General features: G+C 66.2%; 16 protein-coding genes and 3 pseudogenes. 9 read left to right on the forward strand and 10 right to left on the reverse strand.

Annotated features, from left to right (window positions below):
* Positions 1 to 143 precede the first annotated feature (143 nt).
* The 3 genes and pseudogenes from AC07NX_RS17380 to AC07NX_RS17390 all read left to right on the forward strand — a co-directional run.
* Positions 144 to 1535: pseudogene (locus AC07NX_RS17380) on the forward strand (TonB-dependent receptor); the annotation flags it as partial.
* Positions 1536 to 1748: 213 nt separating this feature from the next.
* A complete protein-coding gene (locus tag AC07NX_RS17385; protein ID WP_494643483.1) occupies positions 1749 to 3266 on the forward strand; it encodes a CehA/McbA family metallohydrolase domain-containing protein in 1518 nt (505 codons plus the stop codon).
* 210 nt (positions 3267 to 3476) lie between these two features.
* Positions 3477 to 4189: pseudogene (locus AC07NX_RS17390) on the forward strand (transposase); the annotation flags it as partial.
* A 46-nt stretch (positions 4190 to 4235) separates the two neighbouring features.
* On the opposite strand, the gene AC07NX_RS17395 reads toward AC07NX_RS17390, so the two are convergent.
* Positions 4236 to 6524: a YadA family autotransporter adhesin gene (locus tag AC07NX_RS17395; RefSeq protein ID WP_494643504.1), complete on the reverse strand. Its 2289-nt coding sequence runs from the start codon at positions 6522 to 6524 to the stop codon at positions 4236 to 4238.
* Positions 6525 to 6590: 66 nt separating this feature from the next.
* Positions 6591 to 7337, reverse strand: a pseudogene (locus AC07NX_RS17400) (hemagglutinin); the annotation flags it as partial.
* On the opposite strand from AC07NX_RS17400, the gene AC07NX_RS17405 reads away from it, so the two are divergent.
* Positions 7261 to 7527, forward strand: a complete 267-nt coding sequence (locus AC07NX_RS17405) for a hypothetical protein (protein ID WP_494643506.1) — start codon at positions 7261 to 7263, stop codon at positions 7525 to 7527. The pseudogene AC07NX_RS17400 and the gene AC07NX_RS17405 overlap by 77 nt on opposite strands.
* A gap of 271 nt (positions 7528 to 7798) precedes the next feature.
* Here AC07NX_RS17405 and AC07NX_RS17410 read toward each other — a convergent pair whose 3' ends face one another.
* On the reverse strand, positions 7799 to 8374 hold the full coding sequence (locus AC07NX_RS17410; protein WP_494643485.1) for a hypothetical protein: 576 nt from the start codon (positions 8372 to 8374) through the stop codon (positions 7799 to 7801).
* 585 nt (positions 8375 to 8959) lie between these two features.
* Here AC07NX_RS17410 and AC07NX_RS17415 point away from each other — a divergent pair.
* Positions 8960 to 9310, forward strand: a complete 351-nt coding sequence (locus AC07NX_RS17415; RefSeq protein ID WP_494643486.1) for a hypothetical protein — start codon at positions 8960 to 8962, stop codon at positions 9308 to 9310.
* Positions 9311 to 9447: 137 nt separating this feature from the next.
* On the opposite strand, the gene AC07NX_RS17420 is transcribed toward AC07NX_RS17415, so the two are convergent.
* The gene (locus AC07NX_RS17420; protein WP_494643487.1) at positions 9448 to 10368 is read right to left on the reverse strand and encodes a LysR family transcriptional regulator; all 921 of its coding nucleotides are present in this window, start codon (positions 10366 to 10368) and stop codon (positions 9448 to 9450) included.
* Between the two features lie 130 nt (positions 10369 to 10498).
* Between AC07NX_RS17420 and AC07NX_RS17425 the strand changes: the two genes are divergently transcribed.
* Positions 10499 to 10828, forward strand: coding sequence for a nuclear transport factor 2 family protein (locus AC07NX_RS17425; protein ID WP_494643489.1), 330 nt, complete (start codon positions 10499 to 10501; stop codon positions 10826 to 10828).
* On the forward strand, positions 10825 to 11613 hold the full coding sequence (locus AC07NX_RS17430) for an SDR family oxidoreductase (RefSeq protein ID WP_494643490.1): 789 nt from the start codon (positions 10825 to 10827) through the stop codon (positions 11611 to 11613). The genes AC07NX_RS17425 and AC07NX_RS17430 overlap by 4 nt, the downstream gene beginning before the upstream one ends.
* Before the next feature lie 58 nt (positions 11614 to 11671).
* Here the strand turns inward: AC07NX_RS17430 and AC07NX_RS17435 are convergent, their stop codons facing one another.
* A complete protein-coding gene (locus AC07NX_RS17435) occupies positions 11672 to 12088 on the reverse strand; it encodes a GAF domain-containing protein (protein WP_494643491.1) in 417 nt (138 codons plus the stop codon).
* Positions 12089 to 12213: 125 nt separating this feature from the next.
* Positions 12214 to 12966, reverse strand: a complete 753-nt coding sequence (locus tag AC07NX_RS17440; RefSeq protein WP_494643492.1) for an SDR family oxidoreductase — start codon at positions 12964 to 12966, stop codon at positions 12214 to 12216.
* Between the two features lie 110 nt (positions 12967 to 13076).
* Here AC07NX_RS17440 and AC07NX_RS17445 point away from each other — a divergent pair, with 110 nt between their 5' ends.
* On the forward strand, positions 13077 to 13481 hold the full coding sequence (locus AC07NX_RS17445; protein WP_494643494.1) for a winged helix-turn-helix transcriptional regulator: 405 nt from the start codon (positions 13077 to 13079) through the stop codon (positions 13479 to 13481).
* A 508-nt stretch (positions 13482 to 13989) separates the two neighbouring features.
* Here AC07NX_RS17445 and AC07NX_RS17450 read toward each other — a convergent pair.
* The 4 genes from AC07NX_RS17450 to AC07NX_RS17465 all read right to left on the reverse strand — a co-directional run bounded on the left by AC07NX_RS17450 (position 13990) and on the right by AC07NX_RS17465 (position 17464).
* A complete protein-coding gene (locus AC07NX_RS17450; protein WP_494643495.1) occupies positions 13990 to 15315 on the reverse strand; it encodes a Gfo/Idh/MocA family protein in 1326 nt (441 codons plus the stop codon).
* 186 nt (positions 15316 to 15501) lie between these two features.
* A complete protein-coding gene (locus AC07NX_RS17455) occupies positions 15502 to 15786 on the reverse strand; it encodes a putative quinol monooxygenase (RefSeq protein ID WP_494643497.1) in 285 nt (94 codons plus the stop codon).
* Positions 15787 to 15849: 63 nt separating this feature from the next.
* Complete coding sequence (locus AC07NX_RS17460; protein ID WP_494643499.1) at positions 15850 to 16608, reverse strand: alpha/beta hydrolase; 759 nt, start codon at positions 16606 to 16608, stop codon at positions 15850 to 15852.
* 58 nt (positions 16609 to 16666) lie between these two features.
* The gene (locus tag AC07NX_RS17465; RefSeq protein ID WP_494643500.1) at positions 16667 to 17464 is read right to left on the reverse strand and encodes a type 1 glutamine amidotransferase domain-containing protein; all 798 of its coding nucleotides are present in this window, start codon (positions 17462 to 17464) and stop codon (positions 16667 to 16669) included.
* Between the two features lie 224 nt (positions 17465 to 17688).
* Here AC07NX_RS17465 and AC07NX_RS17470 point away from each other — a divergent pair, with 224 nt between their 5' ends.
* Positions 17689 to 20535: an ATP-binding protein gene (locus tag AC07NX_RS17470; protein ID WP_494643502.1), complete on the forward strand. Its 2847-nt coding sequence runs from the start codon at positions 17689 to 17691 to the stop codon at positions 20533 to 20535.
* Positions 20536 to 20913: the final 378 nt, after the last annotated feature.

Raw genomic sequence — 20913 nt, forward strand, 5'->3', positions numbered from 1 at the left:
GCGCTTCGGTCCAATTTCAAGTGGTTTGGGTTGCGATCTAAATCATCTGAAAGCAAGACCTCCGCCGAAGAAGAAATCATGACCACCGAAAATGACGGAAAATTGTAGCCTAGAGTGCTATGGCGAGGGCGTAGTTCTCTGTTTCATTCAGCATGGCGCGCCAACCCCGCCGATTGTACGATCCTGTGCGCCAGAGCACGGCGAAGGGACCCTGCCGCGGTATCGAATGGCGGGTCAATAACGCCACGGACGACGAGACCGCACTGCAGTTCGACGCCGAACGGCCGGTGAGCTGGGGGCCGCTCAGCCGCCTCCAGTTCGGCGTCAAGTTCCGCGAGCGCGAGCGCTCCTATAACCGCGCCGACATCAACTACACGACCAATCTGGCCGGCAAGTTCTTCGGGGCGGACTATTTCGATCCCTTCCCGGTCAGCGACTTCCTGGGCGGCGTCTCGGGCAGCCTGCCTGCGACCTGGGCCATGCCGGATCCGGCCGCCTTCTGGGCCTTGCGCGACCCCAACCAACGGGGCACGGCCCGCGCGGACCAGCGCAATTCTTATCGCGTGTCCGAGAAGATCGGGGCGGGCTACGCGCTCAGTGATATCGACACGAGCCTGTTCGGCGCGGCCCTGCGCGGTCAGGTCGGCGTACGCGTCGCGCAGACCAAGCAGGTCTCGGCCGGTCACGCCGACAACGGCACGGCCGCGCTGCCCGTCCGCTTCGAGAAGACCTACACCGACGTCCTGCCGACGGTGAACTTCGCGCTTGAACCCTTCGAGGACATGCAGATCCGCGTCGCCGCCGCCAAGGTCATCACCCGGCCATCGCTCGCCGACCTGGCGCCGCGCCTGACCTTGAACTCCGGGACCCTGCTGACGGCGGTGGGCGGCAATCCGCTGCTGAAGCCGTTCGAGGCCTGGCAGTATGACGCCACCCTGGAATGGTACTTCGCGCCGGGCAGCGCGCTGATCGGCGGCGCGTTCTACAAGGACATCACGACCTTCGTTTACAGCCAGAACACCAACATCGTCGTGGATGGCCAGACCTATGTGCTGACCTCGCCGACCAACGGCGGCAAGGCGACGATCAAGGGCGTCGAGCTGGCCTACCAGCACCTGTTCAAGAGCCTGCCGGCGCCTTTCGACGGCCTGGGTTTCCTGGCCAACTACACCTACACCGACACCGAAGCGACCTATTCGCCGAGCTTGAAGGACGAGATGGTCAACGTCGCCAAGAACAGCTTCAACGTGACGGCCTTCTACGAGAAGGACCGCTTCGCCGCGCGCGGCAGCTACAGCTGGATCGACGACGTGCTGCAGGACGTCGGCGGGGCGGGGCTGTCCGCGCTGAACGACAAGGCGTTCGGCTCGCTGGACGCCAGCGTCAGCTACAAGATCACGCCGCGGATCACGGCGGCGATCGAGGGACAGAACCTGACGAAAGCCTCGCAGTGGCAGTTCATCAAGGGCGGCTGGTTCGGCGGATACACCAACTATGGCCGTACGGTGAGCTTCGGCCTGCGGGCCAAGTTCTAGCCGCCCTGAAACCCGATCGTCGCGTTCGGACCGGCCCGCGTCTCGCCGCGCGGGCCCGTGTCGTTTAGGTGTCGCGACGCAACTGTCATGACCGCCGGCTAGAGCAAGTCGCGCGATATAGGAATCACGCGACTTGCTCTAGGTTTTTGTTTTCGCATCGTTTTCGCGGAAAACCGGCAACCACTTTTCCGCACGATGCTATAGGACGTCTCCATGCCCATGTTCTCCGCAAAGACGCGACAAGGCGTTTCGCGCGCCGTCATGGCGATGGTCCTGCTGGCGGATGTCTCGGCGACGACAGCCTTGGCCCATTCCGGCCATGCCGTGCAGCCGATCGCGCCGGCGCGCGAGGCCGGCCGAGCCGCCAAGGCCTCCGAGCGTCGCTGGCTGGCCGGCGACCATCACGTCCACAGCTGGTTCAGCGTCTCGGTGAAGCCCGCCGCCGATCCGTCGCGGCCGCCGGTCCTGGTCAAGGCGGGCGACGCCAGCAATCCGATCACCACCAACGCCCGCATGGCCGCCAAACACGGTCTCTCGTGGATGGTCGCCACCGACCACGGCGGTCCGAACCATTCCAAGCTGAACCGGGACGAGGCCTATCCAGAGCTGGTGCGCTCGCGGCGCCAGACACCCGGCGTCCTGCAGTTCTGGGGCATGGAGCTGGATACGCCGGCGGCCGAGCACTCCAGCCTGATCCTGCCGCGCACCGCGAGTGAACGCGACGCCCTGTTCGGGATCGAGAGCCGCTACAACCGGCGTGAGCCCTGGCCGGCCGACTCCGCGCGCGACCAGGAGGGTTTCATGCTGGACGCTCTGCGTCACATGAAGGCGCTGCCGCGACCGCCCGTGGTGATCGCCAACCATCCGTCCAGGTCGGCGACCGAGGTTGGTCGCTACGGCCTGGTCTCGCCGTCCGAACTGCGCAATTGGAACGACACCGCGCCCGACGTAGCCGTCGGCATGGAAGGCGCGCCCGGGCACCAGGCGGCGGCGTTGAAGCCCGACGGCGCCCAGAAGCCTCGGGGCGAGCGCGGCGGCTATTCGCGCGCGCCGACCATGGGCGGCTTCGATCAGATGACCGCCAAGATGGGCGGGTTCTGGGACGCCATGCTGGGGGAGGGGCGGTCCTGGTGGGTCACCTCGACCTCGGACTCCCATCGTCACTACACCGATGGCGGGGAGGACTTCTGGCCGGGCGAGTACTCCAAGACCTATGTGAAGGCCGTCCACACCTATGACGACGTGTTGGATGGGCTGCGCAGCGGCCGCATCTTCGTGACCCTGGGGGACCTGGTTTCAGAGGTCGACGTCACCGCCAGCGCGGGCGGCGCCAAGGCCGAGATCGGCGGTCGGCTGGAGGTCCCGGCGGGTTCGGACGTCACGGTGGTCATCCGCGTGCGCGATCCGGCGGGCAAGAACTTCGGCGGATTCTCGCCCAGCGTCGCCCACATCGGCCTGATTCAGGGCGGCGTCACCGGTCCGGCCGGGGATCGAACGCTCGACGCCAATCCCTCGACCCGGGTCGTCCGAGTCTTCACCCCGACGTCCTGGGCGCGCGAGGGCGAGGTGCTGTCGATGGTTCACGTGCTGAAGAACGTGCGCGGTCCCACCTACATCCGGGTCCGTGGCGCGAGTGGCGACGAGGCCGAGCCGTCGCCGGATCCGCTGGGCGAGGATCCGTGGTCCGACCTGTGGTTTTACGCCAATCCGATCTTCATCGCCGTCAAATAGGCGATGAACGCCCATCGCCGACAGATGCTGCGGCGCCTCGGAAGCGCGGTCAGTCTGACGCGAACTGGCCGTTGCCTTGGCCAATCTCCGCTGCCGGCCGCCGCTGAATGTCCAGTTTCCGGAGATGCGCTAACGGCAGCAATTGACCGAGGCTGTGTGGAACCCTCGCAGATCAGCTAGACTCCTGACGTTAGCCGTCGGGAGGTGGAGTTGAGCCGCTTCGTTGAGGGTTGCGACCGCCGGCAGCCGACGCTGCTCCCCGAATGTCTGGACGACTACGTGGCCGAGGAGAGCCCGGTGCGGGTGGTCGATGTGTTCGTCAACGACCTGGACCTGGGCGCGCTGGGCTTTGACGGCGTGGCGCCGGCGGCGACGGGCCGGCCGGCCTATCATCCGGCCATGCTGCTGAAGCTCTATGTCTACGGCTACCTGAACAGGGTGCAGTCCAGCCGCCGGCTGGAGCGCGAGGCGCGGCGCAATGTCGAGCTGATGTGGCTGACGGGGCGGCTGGCGCCGGACCACAAGACCATCGCCGACTTCAGGAAAGACAACGGCCCGGCGATCCAGGCCGCCTGCGCCCAGTTCGTGGTGCTGTGCCGCCAGATCGGCCTGTTGGGGTCGGCTCTCGTCGCCATCGACGGCAGCAAGTTCAAGGGGTCAACACCCGCGACAAGAACTTCACCGCCAACAAGCTCAAGAAGCGCCTGGAACAGGTGGCCGAGCACATCGCCCGCTATCTTCGCGACCTGGACACCGCCGACCGCCAGGAGGGCCAGGCCGTCGAGGCGCGCTCGGAGCGGCTGAAGGAGAAGGTCGAACGGCTGCGCGAGCAGATGAAGATGCTCAAGGCCATGGAGGCGCGGGTCGCGGCCTCGCCCGACGGCCAGGTCTCGCTGACCGATCCTGACGCCCGAGGAGGCGCTTGGCTTTCATCGTGTCCTCCTTGGATGATCGAATGAACGATGCGGATCAGAACTGGAAGCCGATGCCGAGATTGGCGCCGGTGCGTTCCTGGGTGTCGTAGGTCGCGCCCGCCTTGAGGATGGTGCGGCCGTCGTCCATGATTCGCGAAAGGCCCATGGCGAAGGCCGATTGCCCGCCATAGGTGCCCGCGCCCAGGGAAAGCATGCTGCGGCCCGGTTCATAGGCCTGGGGCAGGCCGGCCGCCGCCAGCGCGCCCGCGTTCCCCGCGAAGGCCTCGCGTCGCGCCTTGGACATGTCGACCACGAAACCCTGCAGCCGCGCGTCGGTATAGGCGTTGGCGGTCGAGATCGCGTTCGTAAGCCCGTCGTTGAGCTGCTGGACGTTGACGGCGTCGGTCGGCGCGACGCCGGCGGCGACATTGTGCAGCGTCGCGGCCTGGCCGCCGGGATTGAACGTCACGGACCCGCCGCCGGCATCATATTGCACCGAATTGCTGGCCACTTGCTGGACCTCGTGCAGCTGCGAGCCGTTGACCGCGTCGGTCGAGGTGGCGGTCACCGCGCCGGCCCCGACGTCGCGGACCAGGTTGCCGCCCATGTCGACGGTGGTGTTCTGGCCGACGGCGAGGCCACCATTGGCGCTGATCACGCCGCTGAAGGTCGGGTTGTCCGCCATGGCGATCTGCAGCTGGTCGCCGTTGAGCGTCACCACCGTGTTGGAGCCCGCGGTCACGTTGAGCGTGCCGTTCGACGGGACGTTGGCGGCCGATGCGCGGTTGGCCTGGATGTTCCGCGCGGCCGCCGTCTGGTTCAGCGCCTGCAGCGCGGCGTTGACGTTGTTGTAGGTATTGCCCGCGACCGTATAGGTCGGCGCGGTATAGGTCCCGGTGGTCGGATCATAGGTCGCCCCGCCGCCCAGGGCGTTGGCGGTGTTTTGGGCCACCTGGTTGAGCTGGCTGACGTTCACCGCGTCGGTCGGCGCCGAACCGGCCGCGACATTGGTGATCTGCCGCTCGGCTCCGGGGCCGCCGACGGACACCTCGCCCACCGAGTTCTGCGGGGCGGCCAGGCCGTAGCCGGCATAGCCGGTCCGCGAGCCCACCATCGTGGTCGCGCCCGCGCCCAGGGCCACGCTGCCCGCGAAGCTGGCGTTGGCGCCGGCCCCCAGGGCGATGGCCTGTATGCCGTTGGCGACCGAGTTGGTCCCCAGCGCCGCGCCGTCGGCCAGGTTCACCGTCGCGTTCTGACCAAGAGCCACGCCGCCGGGCGCGGTGATCTGGACCACCGCGCCGTCGCCCAGCCCGACGCCGTTGTCGCCGTTGACCGTGGTCCGCGGGCCGATGGCCACCGAGTCCGCGCCGACGGCCAGGGAGTCCGACGCCGTCGAATTGGCGTGGAAGTACTGGATCGGCGTCACCGAGAACGAGCTCATCGCCCCCTTCAGCTGCCGCAGGGTCACCGCGTCCTGGTCCAACGTGGCGTCGGCCACATTGGTGATCTGGCGATAGCTGGTGGCGTTGCCCACCGACAGAGCGCCCAGCAGCGTCAGGTCGCTGGTGTTGTAGGGCGCCAGGTTGGTTCCGACGATAATGCTGCCCGAGGTCGGGGCCAGTGCGCGGTCGGACACCGATCCGGACCCGAGCGCGACGCCGCCCAGGATGCTGGACTGGGCGGCGCGTCCCAGCGCCAGCGCGCTGTCGGCCGTGGCCAGGGCGTCGTAGCCCACCGCCGTCGAGCCCACACCCTGGGCGAACGCGTCGCTTTGCGCGAGCCCGGTTTCGTTGGTGCGGGCGTAGCGGACGCCCTGGCCGTTGGCGTTGGTATAGACGCTGGTCGTGTCGCCGGCGATGCTGGTCAGCGCGCCGCCGAAATTGGCGATGTCGGTCGTGTTCTGGGTGACATCGTTTCCAAGGTTGGTGACGGTGGTCCCCAGGTTGGCGATATCGGTGGTGTTCTGGGTCACCTGCTGGTTGGTGGCGAACAGTTGCGAGCCGTTGACCGCGTCCGTCGAGGAGCCCGAGATCCGGCCGGCGGCGACATTGGTAATCGTCCGCTCGGCCCCGCCCGCGCCGACGCTGACCGTGCTGGTCGGGGTCGCGCCGGCGAAATCGTAGGTCACGCCGCCGATCACCGTGCTGGCCGTGCCCACCGCCGCCAGGGTCGTCGAGCCCGAGCCCAGGGCCACGTCGCCGGCGTTGTTGGCGACCGCCGTGTCGCCGACGGCCAGCGCGCTCTGCCCGGTCGCTGAAGCACTAACGCCGAGCGCGGTGGCGCGCGCGACGGTCGCCTGGCTCGCGCGCCCGACGGCAAGCGCGTCATTCGCGGAGGCCGTCACATCCGTGCCGATAGCGATGGCGCTCTCGGCGAGGGCGCCTGTTCCGAGGGCGGTGCGAGAGCCGAGAGAGACTGAGTTTATCCCTGAAGCGATTGTTCCGAAGCCGATCGCTACGGCGTTCTGCTGACTTGCGGCGGCCGAATTGCCTTGCGCGATCGAATCAATCCCGGATGAGTTCGCCCTCAGTCCTAGCGCGAGGGCGCGCAGCCCGCCGCCATTAGCCAATCTGCCGACCGCAATCGCGTCCACGCCTCCCGCGTTGGCATAGACGCCCAAGGCGACCGCCTGAGCTCCGGTGGCGGTCGCCGCAGCGCCGATCGCCGTGCTGTTCACACCGGCGGCGCTGGCGTCCGCGCCCAGGGCAAGGGCGTTTACCTGGCTTGCCACCGCGCGGACGCCTAGGGCGGCGGCGTTGCCTGCGGTGGCCTGCGCCAAGCTGCCGATGGCCACGCCGTTGGCCCCAGAGGCAATGGCCTGACGTCCGACGGCGGTGGCGGCGCTGTTCGTCGCCTGGCTGAGGTAGCCGATCGCGACAGAATTGGCGGCGCCAGCCGTGGCCGTGGAGCCGAGGGCGGTCGAGTTCGCACCGCTTGCAGTGGAGTTGACACCAAAAGCCGATGCGCCGTCCGTGAGTGAGCGAGCGTTGCTGCCCATGGTGAGGGCGTTGACGCCGGTCGCCTTCGCGGAGATGCCGACGCCAATGGCGTTGGGGCCATTGACGCTCATCAAGTAACCGATGGCGATCGAAGTGTTGCCCGTTGCAATGCTGGAGTCGCCCAAGGCTACGCTGCTCAGGCCATTCGCCTGGGCCATGTTGCCGATAGCAATGGCGTTGGTGGCGGATGATATGGCGCCGCCCGCGTTGTATTGCGCCTGGGCCGGGGCGGAGAGGCCGAGCGCCATGATCGCGACCAAGCCGCCGATGGCGCTGATCGGGCGCTGCCCGCCGTCGACGCCCAAGATTCCGAGCCCCCGGCCCCTGCGCTTGACGCCGAGCACCTGATGGGCTCTGCGCAGGATGGCCATCAGCCGGCGTCGCCGCGACCAGCCTCGTCCGTTTTCCCCGCCCATCCTGTCGCGAGCGAAGCCGGCGCGGTGATCCTTCGACATGCCCGTAACCATGGCCCTATCCCTCAATGTCGGCTGGCCAGCCCTTTTTTGGAGCGTCGGCGAGCGCGGTGACTTGGCCCGGTTCACGTCTTCCGTGCGGGCGGGCCAAGTCACCGCACGATCGTTCTCGCAAGCTGGCCTCGCCCGGCTGGCGGGCGCGGACTTCACCGGCGCTGGGTCATTCCAGAAAGGGTCACCACCACGCAGGCGGCGCCGCTGGGAATCATCAGCGCCTGTCCCTGGCTTCCGGCCAGCTGGTATCGCCAGACGCCCGAAAGGGCTTGCCCCGCCGTGCTTCCGGCCGGCAGGAGGCTGACGACCTCGGCGCAGGGCTTCTGGAAGGGCGCCACGCGCACCATGTAACCTTCGCATCCGCCCTCGCCGGGCGCGGCGACCACCACCCCGCCCGCTGCTCCCTTGAGGTCGGGCAGGTCGTAGGTCATGCCCAGGACGCCTTGGACGAGATGGGCGTCGGGCGCGGCCTTGTCCGCCTCGGTCTTCACCGAGAAGGTCGCGCCATGGGTCAGGCCCTGGCCAAGCGCCTCGTAGAGATCCGCGCAGCTCCGCGCGCCGACCTTGTTGGCTTGCTCGCGGAAGACCTCGACGTTCGCGGGCGCCTTGGCCGCGGCCGCGGCGGCGGCGAGGGGGGCGAAGGCGCAGAGATTGCCGATGAGCGCGAGCCCGGCGACGGCCGCGAAGGCCCGGCGTCGGGAATAATGGCCCGCCAATACTTCAATCATCTTTATTCTGAGCTCCCGTCAGGCGGTGACTGCTGCGACGCTCAAAATCGCTTAATTTTCCCGCCTAGGTGGCACGTACCGTGGAGCGAGCAGCCGGGGCGTCAACAAATAGTTAACCATAAGATGTACGGTGGGAGCTGTTTATCGATATCGGCTGCTCATTTAGGGCGAAAATGCATAAATTAATATCATGGATTAGGTAAATGTGTAGTTGTTTGCACAACTTGTAATTGTTTGAGGGATATAATTTGGCATATTAAGAATAATCTTAAATATATTCTGTTTGGCGTGCCGTATTGTGTTTCGAATTTATACCTTAAATATCAGGTGCCGCGTGCAGGAGATTCTAAAAATCGCTGATAGTTTAGAGACAGTCGGGCGTTCGATCAGGTGATGGTCGCCTTGACGCCGGATAGTCGACGACGAGACGCGCCTTAGGGCTGGATGACGCCAGGGTCCTTTCCCTCGAACCTGTCCTGGCAGGCCGTCATCGGGCGAGCGCGCCTATCGTCGAGGCGCCGATCCGAGCGCCGCTTCAAGCTCCGCGCGAGCCATGTCCATGTCTCCGCGGAAGATTGGCGAGGCGTGCTCCGCCGCATAGATCACCGCGCCGGCCTGGAGGCCCCCGCCGCCCGGGCGGCCGGACGGGTCGAGGTCGCGGTGGCCCCGCACCACGGCATGTTCGACGCCACGGGGCCTGACGCGATCCGCGCGCTGCATTCTCGCACCTGGGTGACCCACGCGGCCCATCCCAGCATCACCACGCTCGAGCGGATGTTCAGACACAGGCTCTATGCCGGTCCGCGCGAGGTATTCGCCACGGGCTTGTCGGTGGCCAACGAACTGGCCAACAAGCGCCTGACGGATCGCCTGAGCAGTCGCTCCGGCTACGTAGTAGTGCGGGTCGCGCCAGGAGGGACCAGCCATCGCAGGTGATTACCGACAACCGCGACGAAGGCGATCGAGTGGTCGCAATCTTTGGCCCATTTCAATCGGCTCCATAGCTGGCCGCGTTAGGGCCCATCTTGGAGTCCGCTTACCAGGCGGGTGCTAATGTCTGCCGCTGGCGCGTCTCAGGCCATAAACGGCCTAAGGGCGTCGCTGGTCCCACCATGTCGCCGCGCGAAGTCGATGAACGCCTTGAACGCGGCGGTCGGGTTGCGCCGGCTCGGATAGTAGAGACTCAAGGGGGCCAGGGTGGGCGTCCAATCTTCAAGCACGCGCACGAGGCGGCCTGCCTCGATGTCGTCCCGCACATCGGACTCCATCGCCAGGGTCAGGCCGACGGCGGCGAGGGCCGCGGTGCGTGCGAGGCTCGCTTCGTCGAGGGTGATGGCGCCCTCAACGTCGATGTGGACCGATTGTCCATCCTTCTCGAAAGGCCAGCGGTAGATCGCGCCATTGGGAAGCCGGACGCGAAGACAGGTATGCTCGGCGAGGTCCTGGGGGATCAAGGGCGTCCCGTGCGCTTTCAAATAGCTCGGTGCGCCCACCACGACATTGCGCCGCGCGCGCCCCAACGGCAGTGCGATCATGTCGGCCGGCACAAGGTCGGCGCTACGGACGCCGAGGTCGAAGCCGCCCGCGACAATGTCCACCAGACGACCCTCCGTGACGATGTCGATGTGGACCTGAGGGTGCGCGCGCAGGAACGGCAGGACGAGCCAGGAGAAGATCTCCCGCGCCGCTGTCGGGAAGGCGTTGATGCGCAGTGTGCCCGAAGGCGTGGCCTGTTGAGCGCGCGCAGCGTCCATCGCCTCATGAATGTCGCGCACGGCGGGCGCGACTTGCGCGACGAATTGCTGGCCTGCCTCCGTCAAGGAGACACTTCGCGTCGTCCGGTTGAAAAGCCTTACGCCGAGCGTGCGCTCCAGCTTTCCGACCGCATTGCTGAGCGCGGTCGTTGAAACCCCGAGCTCAAGCGCGGCCGTGCGGAACTTGCCCCGCCGGGCGACCATGAGAACGGCGTCCAATTCCGTCAGGCTGCTTTGCACTATTGTCCCGATTTTTGTGATGAAGCATCGCGAATTGTCCTGATTATCATGCAGCTGTCCATCGCTACCTTGCCTGGCAAGCGCACTTGCAGCCGCCGCGGCTGCGACCGCAGCAAGCAGGACAAGACCAATGTCGCTCGACCTTCCATCCCCGATCGCCGCGTATGTGGCCGCCAACGCCCGCCTGGACGCTGACGGCATGCTTGAACCCTTCGCAGCCGACGCCGTCGTTCGCGATAACGGCGCCGTTCTGTGGGGCCATGCCGAAATCAGCGCCTTGTTTGAAGAGGCTGTGATCCCCGTGAAGGCGATCTTCACACCGGACACCGTCCGGCGCGAGGACGGTCAGGTCGTCGTCGAAGGCCCCGCCCATGGCGACTTCAAGGGCAGCCCAATCCGCTTCACCTACCGCTTCACGCTCGAAAACGACGCCATCAAGGCGTTGGAGATCACGGCATGACCATCAAGGCTGATCCGACCGAGTTCGCGGGAAAGCGCGTGCTCATCAGCGGTGGCACCAAGGGTTTGGGCCGCGCCACCGTCGACCGCTTCCTGGCCGGCGGCGCCCGGGTGATCACCGCCGCCCGCGGAGCCCTGGAACCCATCGATGGCGTCGAGTTCGTCCAGGCGGACCTGACGACGGCCGAGGGCGGCGAAGTCCTGGCCAAGGCGGCGCTAGAGCGTCTGGGCGGCGTCGACATCCTCGCCCACGTGATCGGCGGTTCGTCCACGCCGGGCGGCGGCTTTGTCGCCCTGACGGACGATCACTGGCTCTCCGAACTGAACCTGAATCTACTGGCCACGGTTCGCCTTGATCGCCTCCTGGTTCCGCAGATGATCGAGCGGGGCGCTGGCGCGGTGGTGCACGTCACCTCCATTCAGTCGGTCTTGCCCCTTCCCGAGGCGACCACGGCCTACGCCGCCGCCAAGGCCGCGCTGAGGACCTACAGCAAGTCCATCTCCAAGGAACTGGGTCCGAAGGGCGTGCGGGTCAACGCCGTCTCTCCCGGCTGGATCATGACCGAGTCGTCCGTGGACCTGCTGAAACGCCTGCAGGCCGCCAATGGCGGCACGATCGAGGAGGCGCGGCAAGTCGTCCTCGACAGCCTGGGCGGGATCCCAATCGGGCGTCCGGCCGCCCCCCATGAGGTCGCCGACGTCATCGCCTATCTGGCCTCGGATCGCGCCGCCGCGATCCACGGCGCCGAGTTTGTCATCGATGGCGGGACCGTTCCGACAGTCTGATGGATTGGAGTGCTCCACGCCCCGCTGCCTGGCGGGCGCGTGGAGCAACAACAACGCATCACGAGCGCGGCCTGCGATCCAGGACGTCCATGGCCCGTTTCAGACGTCCGTCGGTGACGCGCAGCTTGATCTCGTCCGACACCAGGGACGCCAGGTTGGTGAGGATCGCCTGCTGGGTCTCGTCCAGGGTGCGCGGCTCGGTGTCGATCACGCAGAGCGAACCGAGCGTGAAGCCGTCGGGGTCGACGATCGGGCAACCGGCGTAGAACCGAAAGTGCGGCGCGTCGACGACGGCCGGATTGTCCGCGAAGCGCGGATCGGCGGACAGGTCCTCGGACACCATGCAGCGCTGCTGCAGGATACGGCGCCATCCGCGGATGGGAGACGGGGGCGTTCCGTCCGGAAGCTGAAGAGCAACCGTAGAGCCGAGTATATTGACCCGGTTGGGGAGCCGCCGGCGGCCTTCTGCCCGCACTGAGCGTCTGGTTCCCGGAGTGGCGCCAAGTTCCGCTTCTGGCGCTGTCGCGACCAGGGGCGAAGGATCTGTTCGGTGAGTTGGAAGCCGTCGTGCTCCGGCGACTTCCAGCTCCCCGAACGCCTTCAGTGAGCCCGGTTCAACCTGTGGAACATCTCCTCGTAATCGCCGATCTCGGCAAAGCGCAGCGGCTTGACCCGTTCGACCAGGATCTCGCCGCGCGGGGTGTCGCCCCCTTCGATCAGGCCCAGGACCTCGGTGGTGTAGTCGGCCAGGGGCATGGAGTTGGGATTCTCGGCATGACCCGGCATCAGATCGGTGGCGACGGCGGGGGGCGCCAGTTCCAGAACCTCCACGGCCGTGTCGCGGAGCTGATGACGAAGCGACTGGGTCCACGAATGCATGGCCGCCTTTGTCGCATTGTAGGTCGGGGTCGCCGCGAGCGGAATGAACGCCAAGCCTGAGGTCACGGTGATCACCGTCGCCTTCGGCTGGGCGCGCAAGTGCGGCAGCAGGGCCGCCGTCAGCCGGATAGGCCCCAGGAGGTTGGTCGTGATCGTCGCGTCCACCGTCGCCAGATCGAACGGTTCGGCCGTGAGATCCTCGGCCTTCATGATCCCGGCGTTGAGGATCACGGCGTTTAGGCCTGGATGGTCCTTGACGATACGAGCGCCGAAGGCGGCGACGGCGGCAGGGTCCTCCACGTCCAGCGTCGCCCAGGCCATGCCCGGATTGGCGGCTGCGGTTTCTTTCAGCACGCCCTCGCGGCGCCCCGCGATGATGACTTGGTTGCCGCGCGCATGCAGGGCCTCGGCTAGGGCCCGGCCGATGCCGCTGCCGCCGCCGGTGATCAGGATGGTGTTCCCGGTGATGTTCATGGTTGTCTCCAAGAGGATGCCCAAGCGCTGGAGACCAGGTATGAGTGTCACTCTCCATTGGAAAGTAGGCACCGGAAGTCGCCATACTTACCCAGCAGAAAGAATTTGGAATGACGGTTCCGCCGCCGGCGAGAATTGCGAGTCCTGAAACCGGCGAATATGCCGATCCGCGCGTCGAAGCGCTCGTCAACGAGGTGATCGGCAGGGTCGCGGACAAATGGACCATGCTGATCCTGGAGGTCTTGGCCGAGCATGGCGAGACCCGTTTCACCCGCGTTGGCGAACGGGTTGGAAACATCAGCCAAAAGATGCTGACCCAGACGTTGCGGCGGATGGAACGCGATGGGCTTGTCGTCCGGACGGTCCACCCGGTGATTCCGCCCAAGGTCGAATACCGGCTGACAGATCTCGGCCTGACCCTGGCCGAGGCCTTCTGCGGCGTTTGGATGTGGGCGGAGAAGAACATCGAACGCATCGAGGCCGCACGTGCGGCCTTCGATGCGAGAAGGGCATGAGTGGCGCCGCCGCCCTCAGGAGGCCAACGATCGCAAGGTCTGACGAGCGGATGCTGGCCGCGCCGGTCGCTGAATGTTCAGTTCCTGGAGCGACGCCAATGTCTCCTCTTGGCGCGAAGCGGTCGTCTTATAAGGTGGCGGAGGCGCGGACTAGCAATGGACTATGTAGTTGTGCGGTTAAGGCGTGCCTGCTTCGGTCCAGGGTAAAGTTGTTAGGATTCCGATTTGGCCATATGGAAGCAAGATATTCTTCTAAGGGGAAATCATTATCAACAAAAATGACAGAAAATCGTGATTTATAGTGTCGTAGTGAAGGCATAGTTCTCGGCTTCATTCAGCATGGCGCGCCATTCCCGTGCAAAGCCCGGAGCCGCTAGAGCCGCTGATTCCACGCTACTCGTGGACGCCAAGGTTCCGAGCAATTCGACCTTCGATCCGCAGATTCGCGCTTCGATAGGCGACAGCTGCTCTACCTTCTGGGCGACGCCGGGGGGCTCCGTGACGCTGCTTATACCGGCAGGCGGTAAGGCGCGCGGTAGCGGGGCGTGATCAGGGCGTTGGCTTCGGCGTCGTCCTTGAACTGGCTCGCCGCGGCGTCCCAGTGGACCTTGCGGCCCGTGCGCCAGGCGACGTTGCCCATCTGACAGACGGTGGCGGTGTTGGCCGCCGATTCGATGGGGCAGGCCGGCGTGCGGGCGCGATCCTTCACGCAGGCGATGAAATCCGCCGTGTGCCGATCAAGCCCGTTGTCCGAAGCCCTGGTTACGGGAATTTCCGGGGTCAGGGCCTTGCCGTCGCGCATCTCCGGCGAGACCCACCACTTGCTGCGGTCCACCACCAGCGTGCCGGTCTCGCCCACGAAGGCCACGCCATGGTCATGGCCGCCGTAGGGGCCGCGACTGATGCCGACCGCATGCTCCCATTCCACCGAATAGTCGCCGAAGTCGAAGATGGCGGTCTGGGTGTCCGGAGTCTCCATGGCCGAACCCGGATAACCGTACGCGCCGCCCAGCGCGCTGACGGAACTGGGCGCCTGGGCCTTCATGCCCAGCAGGGCGATGTCCATCAGGTGGACGCCCCAGTCGGTCATCAGGCCGCCCGCGTAGTCCCAGTACCAGCGCCAGCTGAAGTGGAAGCGGTTGGGGTTGAAGGCGCGCTGCGGTGCCGGGCCCAGCCAGCGGTCGTAGTCGACGCCCGGAGGTGGCGCCTGGTCCGGCTGAGGCGCAACGCGCTTCATCCAGCCCATATAGGCCCAGGCCTTGACCTTCCGCACCCGGCCGATGCCGCCGGAATGCACGTGGGCGATGGCGTCGGCCCAGTGCTGGTTGCTGCGCTGCCACTGGCCGACCTGGACAACGCGATTGTGGCGCGCCTGGGCGGCGACCATCGCGCGGCACTCGGCGATGGAGTTGCCGAGCGGCTTTTCGCAGTAGGCGTCCTTGCCCGCCGACATGGCGTCGATGAGCTGGAGCGCGTGCCAATGGTCGGGCGTGGCGATGATCACCGCATCCACCGACCTGTCGTCCAGCATGCGGCGGTAGTCGTCGTAAAGTCGTGGCGCGCGGCCGGAGGCCTTCTGCAATTCGGCGCCGCGGTCGGCGAGGACCCTGGCGTCCACGTCGCAGAGGGCGACGGGCGTGACGTCGGCGCCCTTGACCATCGCGGTGAGATTGGACCAGCCCATGCCCTTGCAGCCGATCACGCCCACCTGGACCTTGTCGTTGGCGGACACGCGGCGGCGCTGGGCGAAGGCCTCGCTGAGGGGCGTCACGGCAGCGGCCGACGCGGCGAGGCCGCCGACGAGGAGGGCGCGGCGATCGAATCTGGCGGTCATCCTGGGCTCCCCTGATTGTCGTTGCGATATTGGTAGCGGTAAAATATCCCCTCGCAAGGACGCAAAAGAGCGCCGACGCGCCGATCTTAAGGTCCGCTTCCTGGCGCGATCCTCGAGTCTGCTTGTGGCGCGTCTGGCGCGGAACAGACCGAAGGCGCAGCGCGCCAGGCTCGCACGCCGATCCGGTCAGGCGACGACGACTTCATCGAGCGTCCAGACGGAGCGCTCCGCCAAGTCGGCAATGCGCAGGAGGTAGTTCTGGAAGTGAGGCGTGGCATGGTGCGCCTCGACCGCGACGTGATCGACATAGAGCTCATCGAGCACGAACAGGCCTGGTTGAGCCGGGGCGGCCCAAAGTTCGTAGCGTAGGTTTCCCGGCTCAGCGCGGCTCGGTTCGACCAGTTGTTCCATCAGGTCCCGCAGCGCATCGGCTTTGCCGGGGCGTGCGGTGAGCACAGCGATGGTTTTCACCCTGCCTGTCATGACGCGCGCTCTCCGATCGGCGTCGACCGGCCGGCCTGGCGCCGACCTGGCCTATTTGACCCCCGCCGCTGCGTTTTCGACGAAGGCGGCGACCTCGCGGGGATGCGAGAGCATGACCGCGTGACTGCTCTTGATCTCGACGAGATTGGCCTTGGCCCGCGTGGCCATGAAGCGCTGGGTGGTCGGTGCGACCATGTGGTCTTCGGTCGTCAGCATGTAGTTGACCGGCTTGTCCTTCCAGGCGGCCGTCGTGAGCTTGGGCTGGACGGCGCCGAGCCCCCACGGAACCTGCGCCGCGGCAAGAAAGCGCGTGAGGCCAGGATCGACATCGGACGCGAAGGCGCTCGGGAACTTCGCCGGATCGACGATGAGGAAGCCATCGCTTGGCGGGAGCAGCGGTGCGCCGCCTTCCGGCGCGGGTCGCGTCGCGAGCTCGAACACCGACTCGCCGGCGTCGGGGGCGAACGCGGCGATATAGGCTAGGCTCCTGACCTTCGGATCGGTCCCGGCTTCGGTGATCACCGCGCCGCCATAGGAATGGCCGACGAGCAGAACCGGCTTTGTCGCCGCGGCGATGACCCTGCGGGTCGACGCGACATCACCCTCGAGCGTGATCGTCGGATTCTGGACGATCAGCACCTCGTAGCCGTCATGGGTCAGGATGTCGTAGACGGCCCTCCAGCCCGAGGCGTCTACGAAGGCGCCATGCACCAGCACGATCGAGACGGGTTGGGTCGACGGCCTCGGCTGGGCCGCGGACGACGAAATAGTGGCAAGGGTCATGAGCACACCCGCGAGCAATTGTTTCATCGGAGTCTTCCATTCCTAGGCGCGGCCTTGGGGGCCAGACGCGGTCTTCGCGCCACGATCAGGCGTCGACCGAGACACGGCTGAGCGCGGCGATCAGCGCCTTGCCGATCTGGTGATCGGAGCGCGGGTTCTGGCCCGTGATCAGTTCGCGGTCCTCGACCACGTGCGGAGCGAAATCGGGCCCGACATCCACGATGCCGCCCGCCGTGGTCAGCGCTTCCGGCATGTCGAAGTAGAGCTTGCCGTGCAGGATGTTGTCCTCGATCGGCTTCTCCTCGCTCGCCGAATAGACCGTCATCCGGTAGCCGGCGTACGGCCAGCCCTGTGCGAGCTCCGCCGCCTTGGGTTTGTCGCGCGCGATGAGGGCGGCCCGGAACTCCCGGGCGTGTTGCATCGCCGAGATCGACGCTATCGGACCATGGCAGAGGTAGGCGGTGGGCTTCTTGTGCGCGTGGAAGTGGCGCAGGATCTCGCCCAGCTCAGGATCCTGCATGAGGTCGACGACCGGCGCCTGACCGCCGGGGGTGAAGAAGGCGACGTATTGGTCGAGCCCGCCGTCGAGCACGGCTCGCAGCGTCTTCACACTGTTCATGGCCCGATCGTTGGCGAAGAAGTCCTGCGCCCGCTCGTGCGCGGCCTTGTCGTTGTCGAAGTGGACGGCCTGATCAGAGACCGGATCGATGAACGGCTTGGTCCCGTTGGGGGTCGCGAACGCGATGTCGTAGCCGGCCGCCAACAACGCCATCACCGGCACGACAAGTTCGTTCAGATATTGGCCGGTCGGGCCCGTGCCGCCGCCCTGGATTTCGATCCGCGTGGCGTTCGAGCCAACGACCAGCACCTTGCCTTTCGACATGATCTTCCTCCGTCCGCTTTCTCCCCGTCGGGCCGGCAAGCGCGGCGTCCTCGGGAACCGACGTTGGCCAGGTTAGCCCGAGGTCGCGAAGCGCCGGGGTTAAACGGGGTAAAGAGTCGGCATTGGTCTGGGCGGCTTGCGCGCGAAGCTCGTTCCGCTCTGTGACGCGCCAACAACCATGATAGCTTGAGGCGACATCGTGCGCGGAAGAGGGCTCCTGCCGCTTGGGACACGATCCGACCTTCGAAACGGCGGCGGGCGGACGAGACCAGATCGTCGGGTTCGGCCCTTTTCATCTCCACAAGCTGCACCGCAAACTGCTGTGCGGACCGGAGGAGGTCCGCATCGGCGGCCGCGGAATGGATGTCCTGGTGGCGCTCGCCGAACGGCAAGGCCAGCTCGTTCGCAAGCAGGACCTGATGCAGGCGGCTTGGCCGGACACCTTCGTTCACGAAGGCAATCTGAAGGTGACGGTCGCATACCTCCGCCGCGCGTTTCGTCGCCACGCGCCCGCAGGTGAATTCATCAAGACGGTCGTGGGGCGAGGCTATTGGCTCAGCGCTGACGGTTCGGCCGGGGAAGGCTATCCGCCCGAGGACGCCACGCTCGCCGCCACGCCGCTTCCGCAGCTCCACGACGTCATCGGACGCGACGCTGAGATCGCCCGCGTCAAAGGCCTGCTCGAGGTGAGCCGCCTTGTGTCGGTCGTGGGGGGCGGCGGGATTGGCAAGACGACCCTGGCGGGGGCGGTCGCACACGACCTGGCGGCGGAGCCCGGCGGGTCCGTCGCATTCGTCGATCTCTCGCGGGTGAGCCGCGAGGAATTCGTCGCCGACGCGCTGGCCACGGCGCTCGGCGTGAGCTCGGGCGGCGCCAGCCTTCAAGGTTTGTGCTCGATCCTGGCGCGGCAAAGGATGCTGCTTGTGCTCGATACCTGCGAGCATGTCCTCAGCGCCGTCTCGCACATCTGCGAGGTTCTGCTCGCGCGGACCGCGCATCTGCGAATTCTGACGACAAGTCGTGAGGTGCTGCGCGCTCGATCCGAGCGGGTGCTGTGGCTTACCGCTCTCGCCGTCCCGTCCGGCGACCAGTTCGACAAGATCGAACCCGTGTTGAGCTACGCCGCGCCGCGACTCCTGGTTCGACGGGCCTATGAGGAGCGCGGCCATTCTCCTCACGACGCCGACGCGCAAGCGCTCGTCCAAGTCTGTCGCGAGGTGGACGGCTCGCCTCTGGCCATCGAACTTGTCGCGGCGCGCGTCGCCGCACGCGGCGCAATCACGGCGTTGGCGGAACTCAAGGACAACCTGTTGGTCCTGCGGCGGCGACGTCACGGCGCGGAACCACGTCGCCAGCGCACGCTGCTGGACACCCTGAAGTGGAGCTATTCCCTGCTCACGACGCAGGAGGCCTCGGCGCTGCAAGCGTGCTCGGTCTTCGCCGGCGTGTTCGGGCCCGAGGCGGTCCTGGAACTGGCGGCGAGCGTCGCGCTTTCGCCGATCGAAATCGTCGACGCGCTCTCCGGCCTCAGGTCGAAGTCGATGGTCGCTGCGGAGCACCACGAGGGCGGATTGGCCTATCGCCTGCTCGACAGCACGCGCGCATTCGCTGCGGCTCTGCTCGACCGCCGTGATGAAGCGGCTTCGGCCTATTCCGCTCACGCGCGCTGGGTTCTCAAGATGTTGGGTCAGGCGGCGGCCGACCAATCTTCGATGTCGCCGCGCCCTTGGCGCGCGGCGTACGCCAACCTGATCTACGATATGCGGAAGGCGATCGACTGGACATTGTATCGGTCGGCCGATCGACTTCTGGGAGTCCAGTTGGTGGCCGCCGGGCTGCCGCTGTGCCACGACCTCTCGCTCAGCAGCGAGATACGCGCCAACTGCGAACTCGCCCTTTCGGAACTCCGACGCCTGGGCGTTTGTGAGCCCTCGCTTGAGCTTAGATTGGTGGTCGGGCTGGCTTCGGTCAGCACCTACCTCGCCACCGACCCAGACCAAGCCAGCGCTCTTTTCCAGAAAGCGATCCAGCTGGCGCGCGCAACAGAAGATTCCCAGGCGGAGTGTCGCGCCCTCGGCGCGTTCGCGACTTACGAGCTGATGCGCGGCCGCGTGAACAATGTGGCGGGCGCGCTCATGGCCATGCGACCGGCGGCTTCGCGAGCGAACCAGCCCGCCGCGCTTTGGGAGGAGGAACAACTTCGCTCGCAGTATGAGATACGCATCTGCGATTTCGACGCCGCTCACGCGCGCGTCCAACGTCTGTTCAGGGAAATGCAGGGGGAGGCTCAGCGGGCTGTCCCGAGCTTCCAGATCCACCAGAAGATGAACGTTCAGGTCCAGCTGGCGGCGCTCTGCTGGCTGACCGGTCGCTCGCGTGACGCCATCCGTGTCGCGGAGATGGCCGCCGTGGACGCGCAGCAGGTCCAGCATGGCCTGACCTTGGTCCACTGCCTGGCGCAGGGCGTCGTCTGGACCCTCATACAGGCCGGCGAGCACGAAGCCGTGCTGCCGCACATCGAGACGCTTCGAAGCGCCATCTATCGTCACGGCGTCGCGGCGTGGATCCCGGTTGCGGACACCTATTCCGCGGCCATCGCCGCCTATCTCGGACAGAAGCCCGATCCGGCGCGGCTCCGCAGCGCATTCTACAGCGTGCGCGAAGGAGTCGTTCAGATTCGGCACGATGCGCGCTTCACGCTGATCGCGGACGCGATGATCGCCAATGGTCAGACAGGCGACGCCGCCGAAGTCATCCAGCACGTGTTCGACACGAGCGCCGAACCCTGGGGGAAGTCCGAACTCCTCCGCCTGAAGGCCGCGGTTGAGCAGATGCACGGCCGCACGAGCCATGCACGAGACTTGCTTTCCTCGGCGGTGGAGGCGGCGCGGATGAGCGGCTCTATCGCCTGGACTCTTCGCGCCGTGAGCGACCTGGCGTCGCTATCGCAAGGTATGGGATTGGCGCAGAGATGCCTGAGCGACCTGGCTTCAATCTGTGAGCGCTTTGCAGGCGAATACGAGACGCGTGACCTGCGCAAAGCCCGAAGACTCCTGACCGAGCTTTCCTGATCGCTTCCCCCGGCCGAGAACCAAGGCGGCGCGAAGATCCCACATCGTCGATCCACAAGAAAATCGACAAAACGGCGGTAGGCCGTCCTCGACGTCTATCCTGTTTGATAAGGCGCGTGGGCCTCCCAAATCTCTTGGGCTCCAGTAGGAAGAAACCGCACCAGGCCACCGCGCTCCAGCTCGCGCGTTAGAGCCTGTCGGGATCAGATGGAATCATCTGATCTCGATGAACAGGACCTAGATTCAAACATTTAGAGCGCGTTTAGCGGGCGAAACCGCTCACACTTTCGCCCAACGCGCTCTAGCAGGCCGTTGAAGAAGTCTCCCGGCGGGCGATGAAGTCGGCTTCGTCGCCGCTGTGGAAGCAGATTTGGCCCT

This window comes from Caulobacter sp. GW821-FHT09A05, assembly GCF_059418465.1.